Genomic DNA, 24721 nt, shown 5'->3' on the forward strand with positions numbered 1-24721 from the left:
AAGGGCAAATAGATAAGGATGACTTATTGTTTGAAAAAACCTCGCCAAGATTTTTAAACAATAATAATTTCTTATGTGTTGTTCCTTATGAAGAAAAATTGGATCCTTCTAAAGAATTAAAAGATCCTTTAGAAAAGCTTCTCGCCGCCAATGCTAATTACTCAAACCGGGAAAATAAAAATCAAAAACGATCATAAGGTCAAAACTTAAAGTACCGCAAAGATGTATTTATGAACAACGATTGCCCATTAGGACTAATTGACTGCTGCACTTACCCGGAAATCGCAAAAAATTCTTCAGGAACTACCCGTTGCACAAATTACCATGCTTGTAAGCAATGGGGAAAACCGTGGAGAATACCCTTGACACGAATAGATCGAAGCAATTCTCCTTTAGACCCATTGACATTCGATTCCGGTTATTGGCTAGTAGACTTCCTCAAAGAGTACGGGGGACACGGATTTCAAGACAGAAATTGGGCAGCCTATTTCGCCGATTACGGATACGCACACGCAGAGCCAATTCCCCGCTCAAAGAGAACCAAACCATCCTTCAGCAAATTCAGCAAACAACAGTACCAGTAAAAATGGCAAATAAAACCCACAAGTACCTTGTCATCTTGCTGACTGGAATCCCTATCAGTCACGGCGCTTTTGGTATCGAATTTAGTCGCTCGCTCGGCGTAGAGGTTTTTAGCGAGTATGTCACTCAGTTACCGGAATTCACTATCAAATGGAGCAACAGGATATTCTCAAGAAAAGGCATTCACACGTTTCGCGAACGGGTCGAAGAGAAAGACCTGTGGATAATAACCAAGATCGTTAGATACGTGGAGGTAGGCTGCACAGACATCGGCTCAACACTCGAAGAAAAAATACGCCATCAGCCCACCGACAACCCTTATGCAGCGGTACTCGGCGACAAAAACAAGCCGTGGTTCGAGAGTAAGATGTTACTCATCAAGTGATCGCAAGCTCACTGCTGTTCTAGCTTGTCGAGTCCAAACTCGTGTTTAAACGACTGCTACTTTCTATTCTCTGCAACTGCTGCCCCATCAGGCGCTCTATCTCTAGAGTGAGCATCACTGTTTGAGAACAAGATTCAAAATAGCGCTCAACGACCTTACCACAGATCGAGCCAACATCACCACGCCAGACTATGTCTGGGAAATAATCCAAATCGATGTTTACAATGTCCCCGACAAGAGGGACATGATCCGATTCCCAATAAAAATCCTTGATGAGCGATGTCAGATCTACACTTAAAATTTTGCCATTGCCAGCTGTCAGCCATATGTCGATTTGCGCCATAAAATTCCCCCCAAAAGGAACTTGTTTTCCATATTTCATTTTGCATCAGATTAAACTTAGTGGCGACTCATTTTTGACCCACCTTTGCAGCGACAAAATCCGATCGTAAGCTCGCTGCTGTTCGCGCTCGTTGAGGGCTAGGTGATAGGTTTGTGTGTGCGTGGCAAGAGAATGCCCCATCTGTTTAGCAGCGAGTGATGTATCTAACCCAAAACCAATAGCCCGGATCGCCCAAGCGTGCCGCAAATCGTAAGCCCGGAAATCCATCACCGATCTGGAAAAAAACTTGCAAACGCGATCGCCAAAATCGGCATGGCACCGACCAGTAACAGGCGGTCTTTTGACATTTGCCAAGTCCCATTGCTCTGCCCATTCCGGTCGCAGTGGCCAGCACTGCCGATATCCAGTCTTGCCCTCAAGCACTTGAGCGATCGGAAATTTGCTCATGTCCAGAAAGAACACCTCGTGGTCGCGCAAACCATAGGCTGCAATAGCACCATAAACCCACTGCCACTGCGGGTTACGGATCCCGTCAAAATAGCCGGATATGGCTTCATCCGTCGGCAGGTTACGAGGCTGAACCTTTGTTGGCGAATAATCTCCAATTAGATCGCTCACTTCAATGTCAAGCCCCGCGAACTGAGCCAACTGGCGAAAAGCAAGGCAAAACCGACGGCGCTGGCGAGAATTAGGCTTCGTTGTGGCGATCGCACAAAGCAAAACTTCTGGGGATAGCGGTTCACCCGGAGGCAACGTCCCAAAAGGTCGCGCGTAATCGGTCTTCCAGGTGGTATCAGAAACACCTTGCCGCTTCACTTCTTCAAATCTTTGAGACCAGTCAGCAATCGTTTCCACCTTTTGAACGTGACTCTCGCCATACAAGCTCCAATCAAAGCTCTTCGAGTCTAGCAAGAACCCCAGCTTCCGTGCTTCCTTTTCTGCTAAAGAAACACCAGCCGGGTTGGCATGAACACCCAGAGCGATTTGTTGCTGATACGGAAGCGTCTTGTCTGAGGCGGGCCTGGGTGGGAGTGTAGCTTGCAAATAAAGGCGATCGCATTTCTGGACGATCGCAACGCCAGTCTTCGCCAACCTAAGCCGGCCGTTCGCTTGATTGAGCCGCCCACGGCTTGGGTTTTCCACGGTATTAAAACTGTATTACTTTCTATGGTCGATTATATAGCATCGTGAGTAATACACAATCGGTTACAATCCCGAAGTCAACGTAAATACGTAGCTCCAGGACTTTCTGAGACAATCAAAATAAAGGCGGCACCCAGATTTGAACTGGGGGTGGAGGTTTTGCAGACCTCTGCCTTACCACTTGGCTATGCCGCCGCTACGTCTGAAAATTGACGTTATACGATAATACACTAAATCCTGATTATTTCAACATATCTGTAAAAAATTTCCATCGCCCAAAGTTCGTTAGCCCTCAAAACCCTATCCCAAGCTAATCTAGAAATAGCTCGATCGCCTCCGCTTCACCCGCAACAGCAGCCATGACACCAAATTCTCCGCTACTCGTCGCCCAAATCACCGACACTCACTTGTTTGCAGAGTGCGATCGACAATGGAAAGGAATCTCGACAACCCGCACCCTGCAAGCAGTTCTCGATCGCCTGCAACAGATACAGCCGTCCCCCGATTTACTCTTGCTCACAGGCGACTTATCTCAAGACGAAACACCCGAATCTTACCAGCGATTGATTTCCCTCATCGCCCCCCTGGGAATTCCCGCCTACTGGATACCGGGAAACCACGACAACATCCCAGTCATGACAGAAATCTTAAATCAGCCGCCGATTTCCCCAAAAAAATCGTGGATGCAGGGAAACTGGCAGTTTCTGCTGCTTTCGAGTGTCGAAGCCGGATGCGACGGCGGGCGGCTTTCCCCAGACAGCTTGCAGTGGCTGGACTCTCAACTGCAACAAACGGGCGATCGATTTGTTACGATCGCTTTGCACCATCATCCGCTGGCTATCGACTGTGAAATTATGGACAGCATGATGCTGCAAAATGCCGATGAATTTTTCGCAATTGTCGATCGATACCCTCAAATCAAAATAGTCCTTTGCGGCCACATTCACCAAGAATTTCAACAACAGCGAGGCTTAGTTTCCTACTTGGGCACGCCGAGTACCTGCATCCAACTGCTACCCAAAAGCCATCCCATTGTCCTCGACACCATCGGGCCCGGATTTAGATTGCTCGAATTGGCGATCGATGGTACTTGGGAAACTAAGATTGAGCGAGTAGCCGTAGAACCTGCAACAGCTTGATCGTTTATCGTCAAGAGGTGGTTGGTAGTTGTTCGATCGACAAATCCAAGAATCCTCTACTAGGTTCGTAGTGAGGACTTCAGTCCGCATCAAATTGGTTAGTAGTGAGGACTTCAGTCCGCAGTAAAAATCATATAACTCAAGTCCAAACGAGCCAACCAATTTGATTGTGTTGCTTCAAGCGCAAACAGCAAACAACAATATTCAGCAAGTTTCTGAACCCAAATTTACAAATCATAGAACATATTTTTTACTGAATCATATATTAAAATAGTATTAGCAAAAACACACTCAATTGTCAATCTATCAACAGATAGATATCTTTATTAAGGTCAACATTTTATGATAAGTATTGACCGTAAATTGCAGACATATTTAGAGCGCACCGACAACGAACAAAAATATATCTGACAACCTTACAAAACAGGAGAAACTTAATATGTCTCAAGTCAATGGCGTCATGATGCAGTATTTCCACTGGTACAACCCCGCTGATGGCAGCCTGTGGAATCAGCTAGCAGAATCTGCAAAAGATTTAGCAAAAATTGGTGTAACATCCCTGTGGTTGCCGCCCGCCTATAAAGGAACCGGTGGCGGGATGGATGTAGGTTACGGTGTTTACGACATATTCGACTTAGGTGAATTCGACCAAAAAGGATCGGTACGCACCAAATACGGCACAAAAGATGAATATTTGCGCGCGATCAAAGCTGCACAAGATGTAGGAATTCGGATTTATGCCGATGTTGTCTTCAACCACAAATTAGGTGCCGATGCCGAAGAAGAAGCCGAAGCCACACCCTTCAATCCAGACAACCGCAATGACACCGTAGGCGAATATCAAAAAATCAAAGCTTGGACGCATTTTACTTTCCCCGGCCGCGAAAAAAAATATTCCAGCATGGAGTGGCATTGGTGGCATTTTGACGCTATTGATTACAACGTTTACAACACAGACACCCATGCCGTTTACCTGCTAAAAGGCAAAGAATTCGATCGCGGAGTAGACTTAGAGAAAGGCAACTTTGACTACCTCATGGGTTGCGATTTAGATATGGACAACCCAGAAGTCACCGGAGAATTAAAATACTGGGGCGAGTGGTATGTCGATACAACAAACGTTGACGGCTTTCGCTTCGATGCCGTCAAACACGTAGCAGCAGAATTTTTCCAAGAATGGTTGGAACACGTCCGCAACTATGCCAAACGCGACCTATTTGCCGTCGGTGAATATTGGTCTTACGAAGTGGAAGCTTTGCACTACTTCATCCAAGCAACGGATGGTAAAGTATCGTTATTTGACGCGCCACTCCACTACAACTTCCACGCTGCTAGCAAAGCCGGCAATAGCTACGACTTGCGTACCATTTTTGACAACACCCTGGTAAAAGACCAACCAACCCTCGCGGTTACTTTGGTTGACAACCACGATTCGCAGCCTTTACAATCTCTTGAATCAGTTGTCGAGGCTTGGTTTAAACCCTTAGCTTACGCTTTAATCCTGCTACGCAGCGAAGGATATCCGTGTATTTTTTACCCGGATTATTACGGCGCTAACTATAAGGACAAAGGAAAAGATGGCAGCGAATACGAGATTTGGTTAGAAAAACATCAAGCAATTCTCGATAAATTGTTGTTCGCACGCCAAACTTATTCCTACGGGAATCAGTACGATTACTTTGACCACGCGAATACCATTGGCTGGACGCGACTCGGAGATGAAGAACATCCGGGCGCTATGGCTGTGGTACTCAGTAACGGAGGCGATGGCACTAAGTTTATGGAAGTCGGACATCCAAATCAAACTTATATTGACATCACCGAACACATCAAAGAACCGATCGCAACTAATGACGATGGTTGGGCTGATTTTAGGTGCAACGCCGGTTCAGTTTCTGTCTGGGTTCCTCAGCCCTAAGCATTACCTTAATATTGACGGCATCCTCTATCTGAAGTAGGGTGCGCGCTGCGCACCTTACGGCTACGATCGTCCTATCCAACCATTTTTTACTTGGCTATTTCTGATTTTTGCTGATTAAAGCCTGTTCGTAGTGAGGACTTCAGTCCTCTCTTTCTAATCTTACTTTTAGGCGATCGCGCTACCAAATTATTTAAATAAAAAATTATGAAACTTGCAGAAAAAGTTGCCGTAATTACGGGCGGCGGGTCGGGCATTGGACGTGCAGCAGCAATCTTAATGGCCCAGGAAGGCGCAAAAGTTGCAATTATCGATCGCACTTTAGAAACAGCACAAGAAACCGTCCGCGAGTTGGTCAGTAAAGGAGGTTGCGGGTTGGCAATTGTCGCAGATGTGGCTGATTCTAAGCATATAAAACAGGCATTTGAAACAATTTTTGACGAATATCAAAGAATTGATATTGTGTTCGCAAATGCGGGGATTAATGGTGTCTGGTCGCCGATAGAAGAGATAGAACTGGATGAATGGGATCGGACAATTAACATCAACCTCACAGGAACTTTTTTGACAGTTAAGTATGCTGTTCCTTATCTCAAAAAACAAGGAGGTTCCATCGTCATTACATCATCGATTAATGGCACCAGAAGCTTCAGGAAAGTTGGCGCTACAGCTTACGCTTGTAGCAAAGCAGCCCAAGTAGCTTTTGCAAAAATGCTGGCGCTAGAACTTGCACCCAGCCACATCAGAGTCAATGCAATCTGTCCGGGCGGCGTACTGACTGCGATCGATAAAAGTACCGTTAAGCGCCATCTCGATCGCATCCTAGTCCCGGCTGATTGTATTAAAGATGTGATTCCGTTGACTGATAATACCGCAGGTTCCAGCGAAGACATCGCTCAATTAATGTTATTTCTGGTATCCGATGCCTCCAGCTTTATTACTGGTACTGAAGTCTGGATTGATGGCGGCGGTTCTTTGATTTAACATCGATTTAATCGGCAAACATACTGTTCAATAAAAATGCTATTAAAAAAAAAAGGTTCGTAGTGAGGACTTTAGTCCGCATCCAAATCAGCCGACTAAAGTCCTCACTACGAACCTTGGGAAAATTAATATTTGAGAAATATTGGCACCAACTCTCCATTTAATCGGCAAACATACTGTTCAATAAAAATGCTATTTTTTAAAAAAAGGTTCGTAGTGAGGACTTTAGTCCGCATCCAAATCAGCCGACTAAAATCCTCACTACGAACCTTTGTAAAATTCATATTTGATAAATAGGGCTTGCTGATTAAAGCTATAATCTTTACCAAATAAGGGTTTTAATCATTTTTGATGCAAACAAGTGCAAGGTTATCGGATTTAGAGGCTCAAAAACCATGCACTTTGGCGGAAAATCGCGGGGTAAATTTTGGTTCTGATCTCTAAAACCACCGTTATTCAAGCTGTGTGGAATCTAAATTCGCTTTGTAGCCTTTTTCAGCAGACCCTAAATATTGGCACCAACTCTCCATTGTTTGACAGCAGTTTGCAATTTTTGCGGCAGCCAATTATCGTATTGAGGATAAACAGGCAAACGCTGCACGAGCTGCCATCCGGCTGCTGCTAAAATATCTGTTAAGGTTTGGTGTTGCAAATGAGGATAATCGGGATTAACTTCATCTAGCGGCCCAATTCCGCCTAAATCTCTCGCACCTGCTTCTAAACAAGCTAGCAATAAGTCGGGCTGTGCAACTAAATTCGGCGGAATTTGTAGGCAGATTTCAGATGGTAAAATGCTGCGGCCGATCGCAATTACTTGTGGCATTTTTGTAGCATCAAAAACTTCGCCGTCCCAACTTTGCTTGTTTCCCGGACTGTGAGGTTGCAGGATAACTTCTTGAATGTGATTGTAGCGCGAATGAATCCGGGCGATCGCCTCCAACGTCTCAATCCAATCCGCCTCAGTTTCCCCAATTCCCAGCAGCAAACCAGTGGTAAACGGAATCTGCAATTCCCCAGCCCATTCTAACTGTTTGAGCCGCAGCGCCGGCACTTTACTCGGTGCGTGTCTGTGAACCGTTTGTAACAAATCGGGGGACAACTGTTCTACCATCAGCCCCATTGAGACATTCACCTGTTTTAACTGTGCCATCTCCTCAAAGCTGAGCGGCCCCACATTAGTATGCGGTAAAAATCCGAGACTAAGTGCCAGTTCGCACAAATCGTAAATCCGCTGAAACCAGGCTTTGCGCCGTTGACTCTGGGGATGTACCTCGCCGCTGAGGATGAGAATTTCAATTACACCTTGAGAAAGCAGCAATTTGAGCTGTTTTTCGGCTTCTGTGAGTGTTAGCCAAGGACTTTGCAGCGGTTCGGCCCGAAAATTGCAATAGGTGCAGCGATTGTAACACTCGTAGGTGGGAACCAACGTATAGGCAGGGCTGTAGGTGACGGTGCGGGACATTCCTTGGGATTTTTATCGATCGGACTTACGCAATAACATATATGTCTCACTGCGAGTTTTGCGGTTGGCGATCGCCCTCCTTCATATATCTTAACACTCGCGCCAGTCACTCATCTCGTTACCGGGCTAAATTATGAACATTTTTTTTGTTGGTGCGATCGCCTTCTCCTGCCGTTCTCACCTTTTAAATCCTTGTATAGTAAGCTTTGCAGCCATATATTAACTTTGCTTATGTAAAGTATAACTAAAACTGTGCTTAATACCCCTTTACAAACCGAAATAAAAGCTTTATGTTTATTTACATGGCGGAACACAAAGCCGTCACGAACATTGAAAACCAAATAAAGCAATCATAAAACAATGACAGCAACCTTACAGCAGCGCGAAAGCGCCAACCTGTGGTCGCAGTTTTGCAACTGGGTCACTTCGACCGACAACCGCATTTATGTGGGTTGGTTCGGAGTCTTGATGATTCCTACCTTGCTGACTGCAACAATCTGCTACGTAATCGCCTTCATCGCTGCTCCTCCAGTGGACATCGACGGCATCCGCGAACCAGTTGCTGGTTCCTTGATGCTGGGTAACAACATCATCTCCGGTGCTGTTGTTCCTTCTTCAAACGCGATCGGTTTGCACTTCTACCCAATCTGGGAAGCTGCTTCCTTGGATGAGTGGTTGTACAACGGCGGCCCTTACCAATTGGTAATTTTCCACTTCTTGATCGGTGTATTTTGCTACATGGGTCGCGAATGGGAATTGTCCTACCGCTTAGGTATGCGTCCTTGGATCTGCGTAGCATACTCTGCTCCAGTAGCAGCAGCTACCGCAGTATTCTTGATCTACCCGATCGGTCAAGGTTCGTTCTCCGACGGTATGCCCTTGGGTATCTCCGGTACATTTAACTTCATGATCGTGTTCCAAGCCGAGCACAACATCCTGATGCACCCCTTCCACATGTTGGGAGTTGCTGGTGTATTCGGTGGTAGCTTGTTCTCCGCCATGCACGGTTCTTTAGTTACATCTTCTTTGGTTCGCGAAACAACTGAAACCGAGTCACAAAACTACGGTTACAAATTCGGTCAAGAAGAAGAAACCTACAACATCGTTGCAGCCCACGGCTACTTCGGTCGTTTGATTTTCCAATACGCTTCCTTCAACAACAGCCGTTCCTTGCACTTCTTGTTAGGTGCATGGCCAGTAGTTGGCATTTGGTTTACCGCTTTGGGTATTTCCACAATGGCATTCAACTTGAACGGTTTCAACTTCAACCAATCGATTATCGACTCACAAGGTCGCGTCATCAACACCTGGGCTGATGTTATCAACCGCGCTAACTTGGGTATGGAAGTAATGCACGAGCGCAACGCTCACAACTTCCCACTCGACTTGGCTGCTGGCGAAACAACTCCTGTGGCTTTGGTTGCTCCTTCCATCAACGGCTAAGTTTTAGTCTGAGATAATCAAAAAGCGCCCCTAGAAATAGGGGCGCTTTTTGTTTGGGAAAATATATTTATAGCCTTTCTCAAAAAAGTGAGGTATGCCCTATGCCCACGGAGACCTATGCCCTATGCCCATGAGTACCTCGTATGGGAGTTTGAAAAGCATTTCGGATTCCCTCTTGCTTCCATGCGTTCGTTAGGTTAAATCGGCTACATTCATCTCAAAAAGGGGGTTGGAAACCCTGTACTTTTAGGACGGCTTTACTTGACACTCTCAGCGCTCTTCGCGACTGAGATTCTTAAGAAGTTTCGTTCTTAATATCCCTATTGCTAGGGTTCCTGGGCGCAATCCTATTGCCAAAAAATGGCGGGCTGCTATCCTTGCCTTTGGGCAAGCTCAGAGGAGCGTTTAAGGGGCTCGGGCCCTTGGTTCCGTGGAGTCCCCGCGTACCTTTAATATATGGTAGGCATTTGCTTCCCAGGTTTACACCTGTGTATCCATACCAACAATAGAGTGTAACGGCAAAAGACCTTTTTACACTGCTAAAAATGTTAAGAATTAAGAAAAATTCACGGCGGTTTTAACCGCCCGTGCCGCTTTCATCGAGCGGTCTAAAGACTCGCTCGTTTTCCGCTTGCCGAACTTTTTTTATAAATTTTTGTTAACAACCGCCATTTCACACTAGAAGTGCTAGAGTGTGAAGGGAACGCCAAAAGGTGAGCATGACATTAAGAGCCTTCAGCTACCGATTCTACCCAACGCCGGAACAAGAGAGTTTGTTGCGACGCACGCTCGGTTGCACCCGCTTGGTCTACAACCGTGCTTTAGCTGCAAGAACCCAAGCATGGTACACAGAGCTTAAACGGGTAGGTTACGCTGAAACCTCCTCCATGCTAACCGAATGGAAGAAAACAGAAGAACTAGATTTTCTGAATGAAGTTAGCTGCGTACCCTTACAGCAGTGTTTGCGTCACCTACAAACTGCTTACACCAAGTTTTTTGACGGGCGGGCAAAGTATCCCAATTTCAAGAAGAAGCGAAACGGTGGTAGTGCAGAGTTCACCAAGTCGGCATTTAAGTTTAAGGATGGACAAGTCTACCTAGCAAAATGCACCCAAGCGTTGCCTATTCGTTGGAGCCGGATGCTACCTATGGACCGGGTTCCATCAACCATTACAGTGAAGCTTGCACCATCTGGTAGATGGTCAGTATGCCTGCTGGTAGATGTTGAAATTAAGACTTTACCTAAGTCAGACTCTCAAGTTGGCATCGACTTGGGAATTGCTAGTTTGCTCACGACCAGCAGTGGTGAAAAGATTGTCAATCCCCAAGGATTCAAGGCAAAATATCGCAAACTCACCCGAGTACAGAAATCTTTAAGTCGAAAGCAAAAAGGATCTAACAACCGTCACAAAGCGCGACTTAAAGTAGCGCGAGTGCATCAAGAGATTGCTGATGCAAGAAAAGATAACCTTCACAAGCTAACCACTCGATTGGTGCGCGAAAACCAAACGATTGCCATTGAGAATTTAGCTGTGAAGAATATGATTAAAAATCCCAAACTAGCCGCTTCCATTAGTGATGCAAGTTGGGGCGAATTAGTCAGGCAACTTGAATACAAGTGTGACTGGTACGGTCGTACTTTAATCAAGATTGACAGATGGTTTCCGAGTTCAAAGCGGTGTGGAAACTGTGGACACATCGTTGAAAAAATGTCGTTGAATATCCGGGAATGGAATTGCCCCAAGTGTGGGACGCACCATGACCGAGATATCAATGCGGCAAAAAATATTTTGGCGGCAGGGCTTGCCGTGTCAGTCTGTGGAGCGACCGTAAGACCCGAACAGAGTAAATCTGTTAAGGCAGGTGCGAAACCCCCTGGGGGAAGGAAGCAGAAACCTAAGTAGCGATGCTTGGGAATCCCTGTGCGTTTACGCACCCGGTGGATGTCAAATGATGGTCTAGGATTCCAATAGTCGGATTTAGGATATGTTGGACTTGCGGTAGAGTGTTCGTTAGCAGTAGTGCAATTGTGTCAATTCCAGAATATTAACATAGACAAATGTAGCCGATCGGGAGTTGCTCCTCACCGTCCCAAGCACTCTATCTCTAACGAGGATTTGTATTATGAAAGATGGACAAGAAGTACGCCACGTCTCCACAACAGCACTCATTGCCGGTGTTTGCGGGTTGGCTTTAGTGACTGGAGGGGGCATTGCTTGGTGGACGGCAAGCCGTTCGCCCACCGCAGACACGCAGTCTTCAGCTCCGACAACCGCTCCGGCGCTATCCCCAACTCCTGCCCAATCCCCTGCTGTAATTATCCCCGTACCTCCTCCAAATGTTGTGCAGGTGCCACAGGCTCAGACGCCGCAGGTTCAGACGCCTCAAGCTCAGAGACCTACCCCTCTGGCGTCTCAGGCTCTGGCGCCGAAGTCGCCGCAGCCGAAGCCTTTGCAGCAGGCTGATGCCCAAACAGTCCAAGTCTACTGGGTTAAAGATGCGATCGGCAAATTTGAGGCAGTTCCTACGAAAGTAGCTGTCAAACAAGCTGATAAGCCTGATGCAACTTTACAAGCTGCTTTTAACACTTTGTTGGCCGGGCCGAAGGATGCAACTGTTTCTAGCGAAATACCTAAAGGAACAAAACTCCGGAGTTTGAGTGTCAAGAATGACGAAGTTTATGTCGATTTGTCGCGTGAATTTACTGCGGGGGGAGGCAGCAGTTCAATGACGAGCCGGTTAGGGCAAGTTATCTATACAGCTACCAGTTTAAAACCGAATACTAAGGTTTGGATTTCGGTGGACGGTAAGCCTTTGGAACTTTTGGGAGGCGAAGGTTTGGAGGTGGCTCAACCGAGTACCCGCCAAAGTTTTGACAAAAATTTTCCCCTTAACTAACTTTTGATTGATTAGTCATTAGTTAGGAGTTAGGAGTTAGGAGTTATTAGTTATTAGTTAGGAGTTGGGAGTTATTAGTCATTAGTTAGAAGTTATTAGTCTGAATGCAGAAAATAGGGATTGATAGCTGATAACTGATTGCTGATGATATCGTTAACATTTGCATCGGAATAATAATTTTCGGAGTGCAATTCGAGCGTGTCGCTCGCTTCGGATCGCGGAGCCAAACTTCGCGCTCGCTTGCAGGGTAGAATTCCGTAGTTACCGGATTTGAGATAACTGTTGACTGGGAACTAATGACTGCTGACTGCTGACTAATGATTGCTGACTAATGACTAATTTTCAGTGCTTGGCAGTCAGGCTAAATGCCCGAAAGTGGAGGGCTTGCTGTTCGATCCGAGTGGCAAGCCGATCGCACACCATAGTACATAGCTCAAAAATTAACTCGTCTTGCACCTTATAATAGGCTGATGTTCCTTCACTGCGGCGAGTGAGGATACCAGCTTGGAGCATAAGTTTTAGGTGCTTAGAAACATTGGCTTGACTCGTTTGAGTAGCTTCCACCAACTCTTGCACGCATTTTTCGCCGTCGCGAAGCAAGTTCAAAATTCGTAAACGCATTGGCTCGCTCAGAATACTGAAATACTCAGCAACTTGTTGCACAACCTCTTGCGGGACAGGCTGGGATGACTTCATCAAACTCACCGGGGAGAAGTGATCTCGAAATATTAGCATTTATTCTGTCCATAACAATAAAGTAATGCTTCAATCCGGATTAATTCGCATTAAAATTTGACCGTATTCGACAGGTTCGCCATTTTGCACTAATATTTCCATGACTTGACCGGACACTTCATCAGCATCAATCTCGTTCATCAGCTTCATTGCTTCGATAATACAGACTGTCTGGCTGACTTTGATGCGATCGCCCACATTGACAAAAGGTGGCTCATCGGGAGCAGCAGCGCGATAAAACGTTCCTACCATGGGCGAGATAATTGACACCCATTTGGTATCGACGGGAGCAGAGACGGCAGCAGGAGCTGCGACAGCAGGGGCTGGTGCAGGAATGGCCGGAGTCGCTGCTGCATTTTGACTAGCAGCATCCGGTGGGGTGGCAGTGGGGCTAGAAACAGGGCCCAGGGCGATCGTCGGAGCGACACTTGCCGCAGTAGAGAGGACAGTAGCCGTGGCTGATTCGCTGGCCAGAATGCCTTTGCGTACAGTCAGTTCAAGCTCCCCACTTTTTAATGTCAGTTCCGAAATGCCTGTTTTGTCTAAAACAGTCAGCAGTTCGCAAAGCTGGTTTAAGTCTAATTGCACAGTAGATTCAAGGGTAATTAAGAATTTAAAATTGAAAAATTGGAATCCGGCGAAGCTAGGAAACTTCACCGATTTTGGAGACAAAAGGGATAGTTTTTAATCTTTGAGCGATGAGCGATTTTTTAGCTTTTTCACTAATAACTCACAACTCACAACTAAAAACTAAAAACTCCCTTTTATTTCGTCCTTTCTACTCTCGGCCGAGGTACTTGTCTTCACGAGTATCAATCCGAATGCGTTCTCCTATCGAAATAAATAGAGGAACCATGATCTGAGCTCCGGTGGAAAGAATGGCCGGTTTACTGCCACCGGTGGCAGTATCTCCTTTGACTCCGGGATCGGTTTGTGTCACTTCCAAGACGACAGAATTGGGTAATTCCACTTCCATAATTTGGTCGTTCCAGCGAAGGATACTGACTTCCATACCTTCATTCAGGTACTTGACACGTTCGCCTATTTCCTTGGCTGTGAGGCGGCTTTCCTCGTAAGTTTCCATATCCATAAAGACAAACTGGTCGCCTTCTTTATAGGTATGCTGCATCGCGCTCTTTTCGAGGTTAGCTTGAGGTAAAGATTCGCCAGCTCGGAATGTGTGTTCCACTACGCTGCCGGTTTGGACGTTTTTTAATTTTGTCCGCACAAAGGCGGAACCCTTTCCGGGCTTGACGTGGAGGAATTCGATAACCCGCCACACGCCGTTATTCCATTCAATTGAAACACCTGGTCGAAAGTCGTTACTGGAGAGCATATAAATTTTTGCGGGCAATCCCGTCGCCATTGGGCACGGGGGAACTATAGTCAGTCGATTTTAGATTTGAGATTTTAGATTTGAGATTCACTCGCAGCTTTGAATCTGGGAGATTGAACCTTGGTCTAAAATTTCGATCTCTCCACGACAGGAGTCTGGGGATTGTATCCGTTTTTGAGCGGGGTCAGCTTAAAGCCGCAGTCTAGCTGACGGCATCAAAAAGCAATTGGCAATTTATTTTACCTTTCAAAGGGAGCAAGTGCTGTACTCCAAGCGAAAAACCTCTGCCTGTTGGACAAGTTCGTCAACGGATGTAATGGAGAGAAGGCGATCGCGCGCTGTGGGAAGATAATAGAGGCAATAAAAGTTAAAGATATGTTGCATTGGCCTAATTTCTCGATCGATACGTGCAAGCGCTGGGTGAAGACCGCCGCTTTAGCAATCCTGCTGTTCGCACTCTCCCTGAGTTTCAGTGCTGTTTCCTATGCGAAACGCCCCAGCAGCAGTATGCCTGCGGGGAATCCGGTTACGGATGGGCGGGCGCTGCTGCGTTTCGCGCTACCTATTGACAATCAGACTGTGCGTGAGTTGCAAGTCAGCCTGGAAGACATTGGCAACCACATCCGTTCTAAGCGTTGGGGGCCCATTAGCAGCGATGTCAGCAAGGCTTCGAGGATTCTCAGCATTCGGGAGTCCGACATTTTAAAGAGCATTCCTGAGGCGAAACAGCCGGAAGCCCAGACGCTAGTTGCACAAGTCAAGGAGGGAATTGCTGAACTGGAAAAGGCTGTTGAGACTAAAGACAGGGAAAAAGTTATTGACTTGAAGGCGAAAATCCTCGGTTCGGTAGGCGAAATCGAAGAGTTGATGGTGACTGGGTTTCCGTTTGAAGTGCCTGCTAAGTATGCTAATCTGCCTCAACTGAAAGGCCGGGCTACTGTGGCGGTGGAAACGGATAAGGGGACAATTACTGTTGTGGTTGATGGTTACAGCGCGCCTGTGACTGCTGGTAATTTTGTGGATTTGGTCGATCGGGGTTTCTATGATGGTTTACCATTTATTCGATCGGAAGAATCCTACGTTTTGCAAACGGGAGATCCCGAAGGCAAGGAAGTGGGCTTTATCGATCCAGGTACTGGCAAATACCGGAATGTGCCGCTGGAAGTGCTAGTTAGAGAGGACAAGGAACCTGTCTATGGGATTACTCTAGAAGATGCGGGGCGTTATCGCGACGAACCTGTTTTGCCTTTTTCTGCTTTTGGTGCTGTGGCGATGGCCCGGGCTGAAGCTGAACCAGACAGCGGTTCTTCTCAGTTTTTCTTTTTCTTGTTTGAACCAGAACTCACGCCCGCTGGTCTAAATTTGTTGGACGGTCGGTATGCTGTTTTTGGTTATACGATCGAAGGAAAAGAGGTTTTGGATAAACTGAGGCAGGGAGATAAGATTATATCTGCTAAGGTGATTAAAGGAAAGGAAAATTTGGTTCAACCTCAAGTTTAATCAGGACACAAACAAAGACGGCGATTGAAATCGCTTCTTGTCAAACAAAGACGGCGATTGAAATCGCTTCTTGTCAAACAAAGCCCGCCTCGGCGGGCCAGAAGCAACAATAACAAATCAAAGATGGCAATTGAAATCGCTTCTTGTCGAACAAAGACCTCCTCTCCGGGCGCGAAGAGTTAATAAGATTAGTTGAAGTTTAACTATAGCGGTTGTAAAAAAAGTGAGGTATTCGCTATGCCCTATGCCCAGTCGTACCTCATATGGGAGATTGAAAGGCTATAACATCATTGTTTTGATATACTGGTATTCGTTATTCAAGCTAGCAATTATAACGCTATTAATATGGCAATTTTAGAATTTTTATTGGTAATTGGTTTGGGCGGATTCGCAGGCTTGTTGATTGTAAACAATCTGAATGAAAGCAAGCAAAAGCGACAGTTGGATGAGGCTTTTTATCAGTTGTTGGAAACTCAAAACAGTCAGATGTCGCTGATTCAATTGGCTGCTAGCGCTAGGGTTGAGGCTGAAGTTGCTCAGCAGTATTTAAACCGACAAGTTAAGATTTTTTCGGCAATTTTAGAGGTGGATGATGAAGGGGATACTTTTTATAGGTTTCCGAGGTTGCGCTTGCCGCCGAGTTCTAATAAGGAATGGTAAAGCAGTTGACAGTTGACAGTTGATAGTTGACAGTTGTATCGGAATTATTTAACCGCAGAGGGCGCAGAGAACACAGAGAGAGATAAGAGAGATGAATACAGGACGATGCTACCGGATTTGATATCAGTTGTCAGTTGTCAGTTGTCAGTTGTCGTTGTCATATCACGTCCCGTCGATTACTATCACAAAAACCGTTCGTAGTGTGGACTTTAGTCCGCAGTATGTTGCGGACTAAAGTCCACACTACGAACCTTAGTCAGTTTCCTAATAATATTTAACGGGCTTGAACTAATTTAATGTTGATTAAAGATATCGGAGAACAAGGTCTTTTAAGAATACTACAAAAATTCTGCCCTGCCGAAATTGTGGGTGATGACTGCGCTGTACTTCCGACAAATCCCAACCAATCTCTGGCGGTGACGACGGATATGTTGGTGGATGGAGTGCATTTTAGCGATCGCACTACAGGCCCTTATTATGCAGGATGGCGCGCCGCTGCGGCAAATTTGTCAGATTTGGCTGCCATGGGTGCAACCCCTCTGGCGGTGACGGTAGCCCTGGCTGTGAGTGCGGATACGGCTGTGGATTGGGTGGAAGAGTTTTATCGGGGGATGACGGCTTGTTTGCAAGAGTATCATACGCCGATCGCCGGTGGAGATGTGGTGCGATCGCCCGTGGTGACAATTTCGATTACTGCTTTGGGACAGGTTGAGGAAAATCGTACCATCTGTCGGTCAAATGCGCGATCGAATTGGGCGATTGTGGCGACTGGGTTTCACGGAGCATCCCGCGCGGGATTAGAATTGTTGTTGAATCCAGAATTTGGGCAAAATCTGGAAAAGGGCGATCGAACTTCTTTAATTCTCGCCCATCAGCGACCTAAACCGAGGCTGGATCTTTTGCCGGTGCTTTGGGAGATATTGGGTTGTGAAGGTGAGATAGAACCCCCCCTCAGTCCCCCCCTTGGTAAGGGGGAGAAGCAAGAGTTAGAAATGGAACCCCTAATGAAGCCTGAGAAACAAGAGTCAAATTCTCTTTCTCCCCCCCTTAGCAAGGGGGGGCCGGGGGGGGTTAATTCCCCAATTCCACAAGAGTCAAATTCTCTTTCTCCCCCCCTTAGCAAGGGGGGGCCGGGGGGGGGTAATTCTCCAAACATCGCCGGAATGGACAGTAGCGACGGTTTGGCTGATGCGATTGTTCAAGTTTGTCGGGCTAGCGGTGTTGGTGCAAAAGTCGATCGCACAAAAATACCAATTCCCCATAGTTTAAGCGAAATCGTATCCGCCCAAAAGGCTCTGGATTGGGCGTTGTACGGTGGTGAAGATTTTGAGTTGGTGCTGTTTTTGCCGATCGAGTGTGCTAAGTTATTGGTGGAACGAATCGGTGATGGTGCTGCGATCGTGGGAATCACTACGGAATGTGCCGATATTTGGTTGAGTGATAGCAGCGGGATTTGTCCTGATTTTAGATTGGAGATCGATCGAGGATTTCAACACTTCTAAATTCTCTCTTATCTTAGTCCCTCTGAGCTCGGACATCGTTTGTGTAGACGCGGTTTATAACCGCCGGGTTTTTGGGTTTATAGTCACCGGGTTTCTAATTCACGTTTTCAATCGCCCTGTCTCTCATCGCGCACTTCCTCGGTTTGCTGCAAGATATGATTAACTGGTTGACTTTGGGAATCTGGTAATTGTGCAACAGATTTACGACGAAACAATCTCAATCTACCATTAATTTTCCATGTTCCATTCAGCAAACCCACAACTCCCGCCACGATTACCACAGCTAGGAAACTCCACAACAGACTGGCTACAGCCGGATGAAGTACATCCCCTTTTTGAGGTATCCTGAACTCTATGGGCGTCTGAACATAAGCAGAGACAGCAGACACCACAATGCCTCCAGCGCCTAAGCCAGTACCGAGTATTTGAATGGTTCTTTCCAAAGAGCGATCGCACTCTGCCTGTTCAATATCGACAATTCCTCCCACTAACTCTACCGCAATCTTAATCAAATCAGTGCCATGCTTGAAATAGCCTAAATCGCCCTTAAGTTGTTCTTGAAAATATCGACAATTTCTCTCAATAAAAAACTTGAATGTTGTTAAATCATCAGTTGGTAGCTGCAATTTATCGCCAATTTGCAACAACTTTTCTTGATAATTATAAACATGAATATTAATCGTGTTATTAAAATCTTCTAAATATTCCAAAGCTCTTTCATAATTCAAACTTTCTCGAAGTAACTCTTTTAGCTTAATTTTCAGATATTTTAACGATTCATCTATATTAACACTTTGTTGCGAATCAACTCCATTTGGTAATTCAATTCGACTTACTTCGGTAATTTTGGCTTCCAAATTTTCGATTGTTTGCTCAATCTCCAAATATCGTTTCTTAAGTAGATCGTAATTTCTGCGACTATCAATAAAAGCCTTAGTGATTTTATGGCGGTGATAAAACAACTCAAACAAAGGTTGAATAATCTTCCCTAACTTTCCTTCAATGTCATCATCAACCAGATAAACAAACACCTGTACTTGACTTTTCGGAGAACTATACTCAAACATCGGAGAATCGAATAATCTAGTAGCCCGATAAAAAGGTGGGCGCACAGATGCTTCTGGGAAAAGGTGTTTTAAACATTCATCTGCGACTTTGCGAAAGTCATTGTCACTTGGCTGTTGATAAGTTTCTGATTTATAGGTAATCAAAAAAGTTTGTCCTATCCAATTTTCATGACTATCAGCAACCAGCAGATTATTAACATTGAATTGTGTTAATGCTGTGATGACTTCTAAGTCTTTATTTTCGTCAGTTTCTGGGCTACCAATTCTCGCTAAGATCCCTTCGCTATCATCGATACGGCAAAACTTCAACGAACCATCAATTTGATTTGAATGGGCGAACTTGTTAGGTTTAGTGAGGGGATAGTTGAGGTTTGCTTGAGAAAAAACTAGGCTTTTGTCCTGACTGAAATATTGCCAAAGACTATTTGCCCAAGTCCAGATTGAGTCAGCATCAGTTTTGCTTTCGTCACTGAGTTGGTAGCTGTGGATATAGACTTGGGGATGGTCAATTTTTAGCATTTGGTGCGGGGGGAATTGAGGCTGTTTCAATACGTTTTTTCAAGTGGGCTTCTAGCTTTTTGATATCGGGATAGTTATTAGTGATTGTTTCATAGCCCGGTGTGACTTCCGCTTCTGCATCGTCGAGATTTTTGCGAGTCAGATTGGCAATCTGCTCTGCCACTTCGGGAAAATTTTGATAGACTTGATTAATAGCTGCTTTAACTGCTTTATCAGTAGCATCAGACTCAGCTATCGGCAAAACAGTCTTGAGTAATTCTTCAATAAATGGCTGAGTTAGAATATTTGAGTATTGGGTAATCGCGTTATAGATTTCCGACAAAATCAGGGTTTTCATCATAAGTTTACCTCAAAAATGGATTTACAATGTAAAGTGGTATCGGAGCGAGTTTTACCAAGAGTAATTGCCAAAAACCAATAATCTTGTAAACCCGCCCCCGCCAAACTTCGATCAATTTTGTTCAGCTTGTTCTTGTTGAGCTTCGGTGATAATCTTTGCTACTTCAGTTACTGGCAAGTCTAAGAATAGAGCAATTTGTTCTGTAACTAATCCCACATTAAACATTCTGAGGATTACATCTTTTTCTCGCTGTTTAGCTTCAGCTTGTAATTGAGCTTGTAATTCAGCTTGTACTTCTTCAAAAATCTCTTGATAAACTCTGGTTTTCTTTAAGTCACTGAGGTTGAACATGGCGGCAATTTCCTCTCTGGATTTTTGGGGTAACTTGTAAAAAATGATGGTTTCTAGCAAGTTGATGAAGCTCTCTCTGACTGCGATATTCGGTATTTCGGTTTCGGCTTGTCTGGCTAAATTTATAGCCAAATCTGAGGCCGTGCTTTCTGGTTCGATTACCAGTTTAAGTAATTTTATCGGTAGAGATGCTGTTTCTGGTTCGGTAAGTTCATCCAGGTAAATGCGGGTGATTTTTGGGAGTGCCAGCATTTCCTGAAAGTGGATGTCACATTCTCTTTCTGTTTGCCGATTTGGGTAGATGACTACCAATTGCCAAGGATGCGGCGGTTGGTATTGTTTGAGATAGATGAATAGTTCGGCAAAAAGACGATAGTAGAGATTTGGGTCTGGTTGAAATTGGACTTCCACAATGTAGAATGGTAGTTGCGGATCTGCGACAATTGGCAGAAACAAACCATCTAGGCGAAAGGCTAATTGTTTGACTTCTTGGGATGTGAATTGGTATTGGTTTGTAGCATCGGCAGGTATACCCAGCAGGGCAAAGAAAATAAACGGGAATTCTTGGAAGATGCTGTAAAATAGACTATCGGTTTTCATAATCCACAATAGATATCGTAGGGTGCGTCGCTATCGACAATCTATTCATAAAATCGAAAATCTCGCAGCGACGCACCCTACAAGATTATAAACCTATAGCACAAAACGCTCCCCAATGATAAACATCGCCGTAGGGTTTTTTGGTCAGTGGATAACGTCCTAGATATTCTGTAACATCTTCTTTTTGCTCTCCATCAAAACTCTCCGAACCTTCCACCCATTCTAGCAAATCTGAAGCAGTAGCAGACTTAAACCAGCGCTGGGTATCATGGAGGGCTTGACCAATGCTAACTCCCGGTTTTAGTACCTCATAAAATTTTACCATCATCAAGGCAGTCGAGAGGTCATTGACAGCCCAAAGACTGGCCAAAGTTCCCATTGCTCCCGCGTAGAGAAATCCTGTCGGTAATCCAATATAATCGGAGCGATTCTGTGTATCAATTAGCGCGGTTTCGCAGGCGGAAAGCACGACGAGGCGGCACTGTTTGAATCGCAATCCGAAAATTTCAGCCAAAGTCAGGCATTTGTCAATATCCGCTGTTTTGCCTTCGCGCCATTCAACATGACGCTCAGGGGGTAGGCACGGGGGCACTACCCCTACGGTGGGAAGGGGTAGGCACGGGGGCACTACCCCTACAGAATCATTGTTTTCATCGGCGTTGGTAGGGGCGGTGCCCCCGTGCCCGCCCTCTTCGGCCTGGGGTAGGCACGGGGGCACTACCCCTACAGAATCGGCCGCGATAATACCCCCTGACAAAATCAAAAACGACTTCAGCGGCTCATCTGCATTAAACGAACCGTGACAGGAAAAATGCGCGCAATGAGCATTTTCTAACTGCTCTAAATACTGTTCCAAAAGATTAGTTTTACTCGCTTCCGAACCCGGCAGAATTTGACTGATCGCGAATTTGGGGGCGATGCTGGCCACTTCCAAATCGGTGTAGGGAAGATCCGAGGTGGGGTTTTGCAGGGCGAGGAGTTGGTCAAAATTTGGGTGGATTGTAATCTGTTGCAGGAGTTGGCAACTGGGGCTGTATTGAATCCCTTGGGTGAATCTATCTAACACGAATTCGTCGTCGGTTAGGGGTAGGGCGTGGAGAGGGAACAGGTGCAGCAACCAGTGGGGAATTAGGATTAAGCGTGTACTTTCTTTGGGCAGAATTGTGGTGATTTGGAGGATTTTGGCAAGACGCTGGAGATAGTCGGAGAGTTTGGTTTGCCAGTGGGTTTTGCTTTGTTTGTAGTCGGCGCGGTAGTCATTAACTAAATCGATTAATTCATCGCATTGAGGATTGCGATGCACTGTCAGCACGTCGGGGTAAGTGACGACAAAGGTGATGATTTCTTTGTCGGTGATGTACCACTCAATTAGGGCGGTGTCTGGGGTGAGGAGTTGGGTAATTTCGGTGAAAGTAATGGGTTGTAGGACTTGGGGGGTTTCCTGTTTTTGGGCGATGACTTCGGCAAGGTTGCGGGCTTTGTTGGCTTCGGCATATAAGAGTGCTTCTTGGTTGTTTTTGCGATCGAGGCATACTTGCACCATGCCTTCATAGAGTCTATCCCACTGCAAATCGTGTTTTTGCTTGGTTTCATCTCCCGATTCAATCAACTTCCGCAGATTTGTGGCTCCGGTTATGGCTTTTTTAAAGGTATCGTAGGCACTTTGGAGAGTTGATGCTTTTTGGTTTGTGTCTTCTGGTTGTTCCAGGTTAACGTGGTCTAGTTTTGTCAGATAAATCCAACCCAAGTTACATAAGGTTCGTACATTCTCGATCGGGAACTGCTCGCGGGTGCGGACTTCTAATGCAGCAGTGCAAGATGCGATCGCCTGCTTGATATTCTCTGCTTTGTTTCCCGTGATTTTGCCATAGTAGGCAGTTGCCAGATTATTGTGCGTCATAGCCCATTTTTCTGGAAAGGCATCGTGGGTATAGACAGATAATGCAGCAGTGTAAGACGTGATCGCCCGTTCGATATTGTCTGCTTTCTCTCCACTGATTCTGTCACAGTAGGCATTTGCCAGATTATTTTGAGTATCTGCCCATTTTTCTGGAAAGGCATCGCGGGTATAGACGGATAATGCAGCAGTGTAATATTTGATAGCCAGTTCAAGATTTTCCTCTCTATCTACCTGGATGCGGTTTCTGTAAGCAACACCGAGTTTGTTCTGTGTTCGTGCCCAATCCACTGGGAAGTCAGTGTAAGTGTATATTTGCAATGCTGACTGGTAGCATTTGATCGCCAGTTCGATATTTTTTGCCCTGTCTCCCCAGATGCGATTACTATATACACTACCGAGGCTGTCCTGGGTCATTGCCCAATCCTGTGGGAAGTCAGAATGAGTGCGTATTTGCAATGCCAAATCGAAAGAGGTGATCGCCTGTTCTAAATTTTTTGCCTTATCCCCCCGGATGCGATTTAGATAAGTATTACCAAGGTTATGCTGAGCCATTGCCCAATCCTCTGGAAAGTCAACACGAGTGTGTACTTTCAATGCGAATTGGTGGGATTCGATCGCCAGTTCGAGATTTTCTGCCCTGTCTCCCCAGATCCGATTATTATAGGCAATACCAAGGTTGTTCTGGGTTATTGCCCAACCCTGCGGAAAATTAGTGTAGGTTCTAACCTGCAATGCCAATTGGTAGGATGTAATCGCCAGTTCGATATTCTCTGCTCTGTCTCCCCTAATTCTGTCACGGTAGACATTTGCCAAATTGCTTTGCGTTATTGCCCAATTTGCGGGAAAGGCATCGCGGGTATAGACGGATAATGCAGCAGTGTAAGATGCGATTGCCAATTCGATATTCTCTGCTTTTTCTCCCCTGATTCTGTCACTGTAGGCATTTGCCAACTCATTTTGAGTCCCAGCCCATTTTTCGCTTCCCTGTTCCCGATTACTTAAAACTATTTGATAACCAGCGATGGCAATTTCAATATTATTCGCTCTATTCCCACGGGGAAAGTTACTAATATCAATACTCAATTTTCCAATGAGGCCGACAATTGAGCTAATTGTTTCTGGATTTTTGCCATCAAGTAACCTCTCGGCTACTTGCGGTAAAATTTCGGCAAAACGGAGATTGAGGAGATGTTGTCGCCGTGCCAGCATCGGATAAATTACTTTAATATCGCCCTTGCTATCTGCTTCTGCTTGCAATAATTCTAGGATAAAGTTTACATACTCTTGGGGATTTTCACCTTGAGAGTTATTGCTATCTCCGTCATCGTTCATATCGATAAATTGCCCTAGCTGACTGGCCAGATTTCGGAGGAAATTCGCGCCATTTTCGCCTCCTTGTGCTGCCAACTTTGCCGCTACTGACTCGCAAGTTTCCAGAAATCCGCGATCCAATAATTCTGAGTTATCTTGTAATATCTGCGGTTCGTCTCCGTTAGGGCAATTCAGCAGGGTGTGAATTAATTGGAGATAGGCTGCGATGCGGTTTTCTTCCATTGTGGGGAGTTTTGGGTGATCTTGAGATTTATTTTAGCGTGATTTTACGATGTTTTGTAGGGGCGGGTTCACCAACAATATATAATAATTACCAACCATCTAAATAAACCCGCCCTGTCACCACCAATAACCTACATCAACCTGAAATTTGCATCGCATCATAGAAACGTACATGATAATTGTTGGTTGGGTGGGGGCGGGTTTATGAGATTGTTTATTTCAGGCAGTTATGGTTGGTGAACCCGCCCCTTGTATCTTAAAAGAGTCAGTGAGTCGATCGCCACGTCATTGATTCAATCATACCGACAAGTGGGCGATCGAGCCGACAAACAGGCGATCGAGCCGACAATCAGGCGATTG

General features: G+C 45.6%; 22 protein-coding genes and 1 tRNA gene. 12 read left to right on the forward strand and 11 right to left on the reverse strand.

All coding sequences use genetic code 11. The annotated features are described in order from the left end of the window. The 3 genes from QZ918_RS28395 to QZ918_RS28405 all read left to right on the forward strand — a co-directional run. Positions 1-197, forward strand: a 197-nt coding sequence (locus tag QZ918_RS28395; protein ID WP_293341237.1) for a hypothetical protein, incomplete at its 5' end; no start/stop codon positions are given. 165 nt (positions 198-362) lie between these two features. Continuing rightward, positions 363-584: a hypothetical protein gene (locus tag QZ918_RS28400; protein WP_293341240.1), complete on the forward strand. Its 222-nt coding sequence runs from the start codon at positions 363-365 to the stop codon at positions 582-584. A gap of 2 nt (positions 585-586) precedes the next feature. Beyond that, positions 587-967 carry a hypothetical protein gene (locus QZ918_RS28405; protein ID WP_293341243.1) on the forward strand — a complete coding sequence of 127 codons (381 nt, stop codon included), beginning with the start codon at positions 587-589 and terminating at the stop codon, positions 965-967. 19 nt (positions 968-986) lie between these two features. Here the strand turns inward: QZ918_RS28405 and QZ918_RS28410 are convergent, their stop codons facing one another. The 3 genes from QZ918_RS28410 to QZ918_RS28420 all read right to left on the reverse strand — a co-directional run bounded on the left by QZ918_RS28410 (position 987) and on the right by QZ918_RS28420 (position 2648). Further along, entirely contained in the window at positions 987-1349 is a 363-nt protein-coding gene (locus QZ918_RS28410) for a hypothetical protein (RefSeq protein ID WP_293341246.1), read from the reverse strand. Positions 1350-1355: 6 nt separating this feature from the next. Beyond that, positions 1356-2453 carry a site-specific integrase gene (locus tag QZ918_RS28415; protein WP_293341248.1) on the reverse strand — a complete coding sequence of 366 codons (1098 nt, stop codon included), beginning with the start codon at positions 2451-2453 and terminating at the stop codon, positions 1356-1358. A 124-nt stretch (positions 2454-2577) separates the two neighbouring features. Continuing rightward, positions 2578-2648 (reverse strand) — tRNA-Cys (locus QZ918_RS28420). 164 nt (positions 2649-2812) lie between these two features. Between QZ918_RS28420 and cpdA the strand changes: the two genes are divergently transcribed. The 3 genes from cpdA (at position 2813) to QZ918_RS28435 (ending at position 6494) form a co-directional block, all read left to right on the forward strand. After that, a complete protein-coding gene (cpdA, locus tag QZ918_RS28425; protein ID WP_293341252.1) occupies positions 2813-3592 on the forward strand; it encodes a 3',5'-cyclic-AMP phosphodiesterase in 780 nt (259 codons plus the stop codon). 439 nt (positions 3593-4031) lie between these two features. Then, on the forward strand, positions 4032-5510 hold the full coding sequence (locus QZ918_RS28430) for an alpha-amylase (RefSeq protein ID WP_293155658.1): 1479 nt from the start codon (positions 4032-4034) through the stop codon (positions 5508-5510). A 207-nt stretch (positions 5511-5717) separates the two neighbouring features. Then, positions 5718-6494 (forward strand): SDR family oxidoreductase, encoded by a 777-nt coding sequence (locus QZ918_RS28435; RefSeq protein WP_293341256.1) that lies wholly within the window; start codon positions 5718-5720, stop codon positions 6492-6494. Positions 6495-6999: 505 nt separating this feature from the next. On the opposite strand, the gene cofG is transcribed toward QZ918_RS28435, so the two are convergent. After that, entirely contained in the window at positions 7000-7956 is a 957-nt protein-coding gene (gene cofG / locus QZ918_RS28440; protein ID WP_293341259.1) for a 7,8-didemethyl-8-hydroxy-5-deazariboflavin synthase subunit CofG, read from the reverse strand. A 360-nt stretch (positions 7957-8316) separates the two neighbouring features. Here cofG and psbA point away from each other — a divergent pair, with 360 nt between their 5' ends. The 3 genes from psbA to QZ918_RS28455 all read left to right on the forward strand — a co-directional run bounded on the left by psbA (position 8317) and on the right by QZ918_RS28455 (position 12297). Continuing rightward, positions 8317-9399 carry a photosystem II reaction center subunit D1 gene (gene psbA / locus QZ918_RS28445; protein ID WP_293341262.1) on the forward strand — a complete coding sequence of 361 codons (1083 nt, stop codon included), beginning with the start codon at positions 8317-8319 and terminating at the stop codon, positions 9397-9399. Between the two features lie 719 nt (positions 9400-10118). Further along, positions 10119-11303, forward strand: coding sequence for an RNA-guided endonuclease InsQ/TnpB family protein (locus QZ918_RS28450; protein WP_293341265.1), 1185 nt, complete (start codon positions 10119-10121; stop codon positions 11301-11303). 220 nt (positions 11304-11523) lie between these two features. Then, positions 11524-12297, forward strand: a complete 774-nt coding sequence (locus QZ918_RS28455) for a GerMN domain-containing protein (RefSeq protein ID WP_293341268.1) — start codon at positions 11524-11526, stop codon at positions 12295-12297. A gap of 342 nt (positions 12298-12639) precedes the next feature. On the opposite strand, the gene QZ918_RS28460 is transcribed toward QZ918_RS28455, so the two are convergent. The 3 genes from QZ918_RS28460 to efp form a co-directional block, all read right to left on the reverse strand. Further along, a complete protein-coding gene (locus QZ918_RS28460) occupies positions 12640-13032 on the reverse strand; it encodes an ArsR/SmtB family transcription factor (RefSeq protein ID WP_293186768.1) in 393 nt (130 codons plus the stop codon). 30 nt (positions 13033-13062) lie between these two features. Next, positions 13063-13620 carry an acetyl-CoA carboxylase biotin carboxyl carrier protein gene (gene accB / locus QZ918_RS28465; RefSeq protein WP_293341271.1) on the reverse strand — a complete coding sequence of 186 codons (558 nt, stop codon included), beginning with the start codon at positions 13618-13620 and terminating at the stop codon, positions 13063-13065. Between the two features lie 190 nt (positions 13621-13810). Beyond that, positions 13811-14368, reverse strand: coding sequence for an elongation factor P (gene efp / locus QZ918_RS28470; RefSeq protein WP_293155631.1), 558 nt, complete (start codon positions 14366-14368; stop codon positions 13811-13813). A 375-nt stretch (positions 14369-14743) separates the two neighbouring features. Between efp and QZ918_RS28475 the strand changes: the two genes are divergently transcribed. From QZ918_RS28475 to thiL, 3 genes are all read left to right on the forward strand, one after another. Further along, positions 14744-15868 (forward strand): peptidylprolyl isomerase, encoded by a 1125-nt coding sequence (locus QZ918_RS28475; RefSeq protein ID WP_293341278.1) that lies wholly within the window; start codon positions 14744-14746, stop codon positions 15866-15868. A 345-nt stretch (positions 15869-16213) separates the two neighbouring features. Further along, on the forward strand, positions 16214-16528 hold the full coding sequence (locus QZ918_RS28480; RefSeq protein ID WP_293341280.1) for a hypothetical protein: 315 nt from the start codon (positions 16214-16216) through the stop codon (positions 16526-16528). Between the two features lie 296 nt (positions 16529-16824). Beyond that, a complete protein-coding gene (thiL, locus tag QZ918_RS28485; protein ID WP_293341282.1) occupies positions 16825-18030 on the forward strand; it encodes a thiamine-phosphate kinase in 1206 nt (401 codons plus the stop codon). A gap of 107 nt (positions 18031-18137) precedes the next feature. Here thiL and QZ918_RS28490 read toward each other — a convergent pair whose 3' ends face one another. The 4 genes from QZ918_RS28490 to QZ918_RS28505 all read right to left on the reverse strand — a co-directional run bounded on the left by QZ918_RS28490 (position 18138) and on the right by QZ918_RS28505 (position 24361). After that, on the reverse strand, positions 18138-19646 hold the full coding sequence (locus QZ918_RS28490) for a Clp protease/crotonase-like domain-containing protein (RefSeq protein WP_293341285.1): 1509 nt from the start codon (positions 19644-19646) through the stop codon (positions 18138-18140). After that, positions 19603-19956, reverse strand: a complete 354-nt coding sequence (locus tag QZ918_RS28495) for a hypothetical protein (RefSeq protein WP_293341288.1) — start codon at positions 19954-19956, stop codon at positions 19603-19605. Before QZ918_RS28495 ends, QZ918_RS28490 begins: the two co-directional genes overlap by 44 nt. Positions 19957-20067: 111 nt before the next feature. Then, positions 20068-20907 (reverse strand): Rpn family recombination-promoting nuclease/putative transposase, encoded by an 840-nt coding sequence (locus QZ918_RS28500; RefSeq protein WP_293341290.1) that lies wholly within the window; start codon positions 20905-20907, stop codon positions 20068-20070. 85 nt (positions 20908-20992) lie between these two features. Next, positions 20993-24361, reverse strand: coding sequence for a CHAT domain-containing protein (locus QZ918_RS28505; RefSeq protein ID WP_293341293.1), 3369 nt, complete (start codon positions 24359-24361; stop codon positions 20993-20995). Between the last annotated feature and the right edge of the window lie 360 nt (positions 24362-24721).

The organism is Microcoleus sp. CAWBG58 (assembly GCF_020883045.1).
Classification (GTDB): Bacteria; Cyanobacteriota; Cyanobacteriia; order Cyanobacteriales; family Microcoleaceae; genus Microcoleus.

Excerpts from the sequence above, each read along its gene's own strand:
- QZ918_RS28405 (WP_293341243.1), top strand. The coding sequence starts at position 587 with ATGGCAAATAAAACCCACAAGTACCTTGTCATCTTGCTGACTGGAATC.
- QZ918_RS28410 (WP_293341246.1), bottom strand. The coding sequence starts at position 1,349 with ATGAAATATGGAAAACAAGTTCCTTTTGGGGGGAATTTTATGGCGCAA.
- cpdA (WP_293341252.1), top strand. The coding sequence starts at position 2,813 with ATGACACCAAATTCTCCGCTACTCGTCGCCCAAATCACCGACACTCAC.
- QZ918_RS28430 (WP_293155658.1), top strand. The coding sequence starts at position 4,032 with ATGTCTCAAGTCAATGGCGTCATGATGCAGTATTTCCACTGGTACAAC.
- QZ918_RS28435 (WP_293341256.1), top strand. The coding sequence starts at position 5,718 with ATGAAACTTGCAGAAAAAGTTGCCGTAATTACGGGCGGCGGGTCGGGC.
- cofG (WP_293341259.1), bottom strand. The coding sequence starts at position 7,956 with ATGTCCCGCACCGTCACCTACAGCCCTGCCTATACGTTGGTTCCCACC.
- psbA (WP_293341262.1), top strand. The coding sequence starts at position 8,317 with ATGACAGCAACCTTACAGCAGCGCGAAAGCGCCAACCTGTGGTCGCAG.
- QZ918_RS28450 (WP_293341265.1), top strand. The coding sequence starts at position 10,119 with ATGACATTAAGAGCCTTCAGCTACCGATTCTACCCAACGCCGGAACAA.
- QZ918_RS28455 (WP_293341268.1), top strand. The coding sequence starts at position 11,524 with ATGAAAGATGGACAAGAAGTACGCCACGTCTCCACAACAGCACTCATT.
- QZ918_RS28460 (WP_293186768.1), bottom strand. The coding sequence starts at position 13,032 with ATGCTAATATTTCGAGATCACTTCTCCCCGGTGAGTTTGATGAAGTCA.
- efp (WP_293155631.1), bottom strand. The coding sequence starts at position 14,368 with ATGCTCTCCAGTAACGACTTTCGACCAGGTGTTTCAATTGAATGGAAT.
- QZ918_RS28475 (WP_293341278.1), top strand. The coding sequence starts at position 14,744 with ATGTTGCATTGGCCTAATTTCTCGATCGATACGTGCAAGCGCTGGGTG.
- QZ918_RS28480 (WP_293341280.1), top strand. The coding sequence starts at position 16,214 with ATGGCAATTTTAGAATTTTTATTGGTAATTGGTTTGGGCGGATTCGCA.
- thiL (WP_293341282.1), top strand. The coding sequence starts at position 16,825 with ATGTTGATTAAAGATATCGGAGAACAAGGTCTTTTAAGAATACTACAA.
- QZ918_RS28495 (WP_293341288.1), bottom strand. The coding sequence starts at position 19,956 with ATGATGAAAACCCTGATTTTGTCGGAAATCTATAACGCGATTACCCAA.
- QZ918_RS28500 (WP_293341290.1), bottom strand. The coding sequence starts at position 20,907 with ATGAAAACCGATAGTCTATTTTACAGCATCTTCCAAGAATTCCCGTTT.
- QZ918_RS28505 (WP_293341293.1), bottom strand. The coding sequence starts at position 24,361 with ATGGAAGAAAACCGCATCGCAGCCTATCTCCAATTAATTCACACCCTG.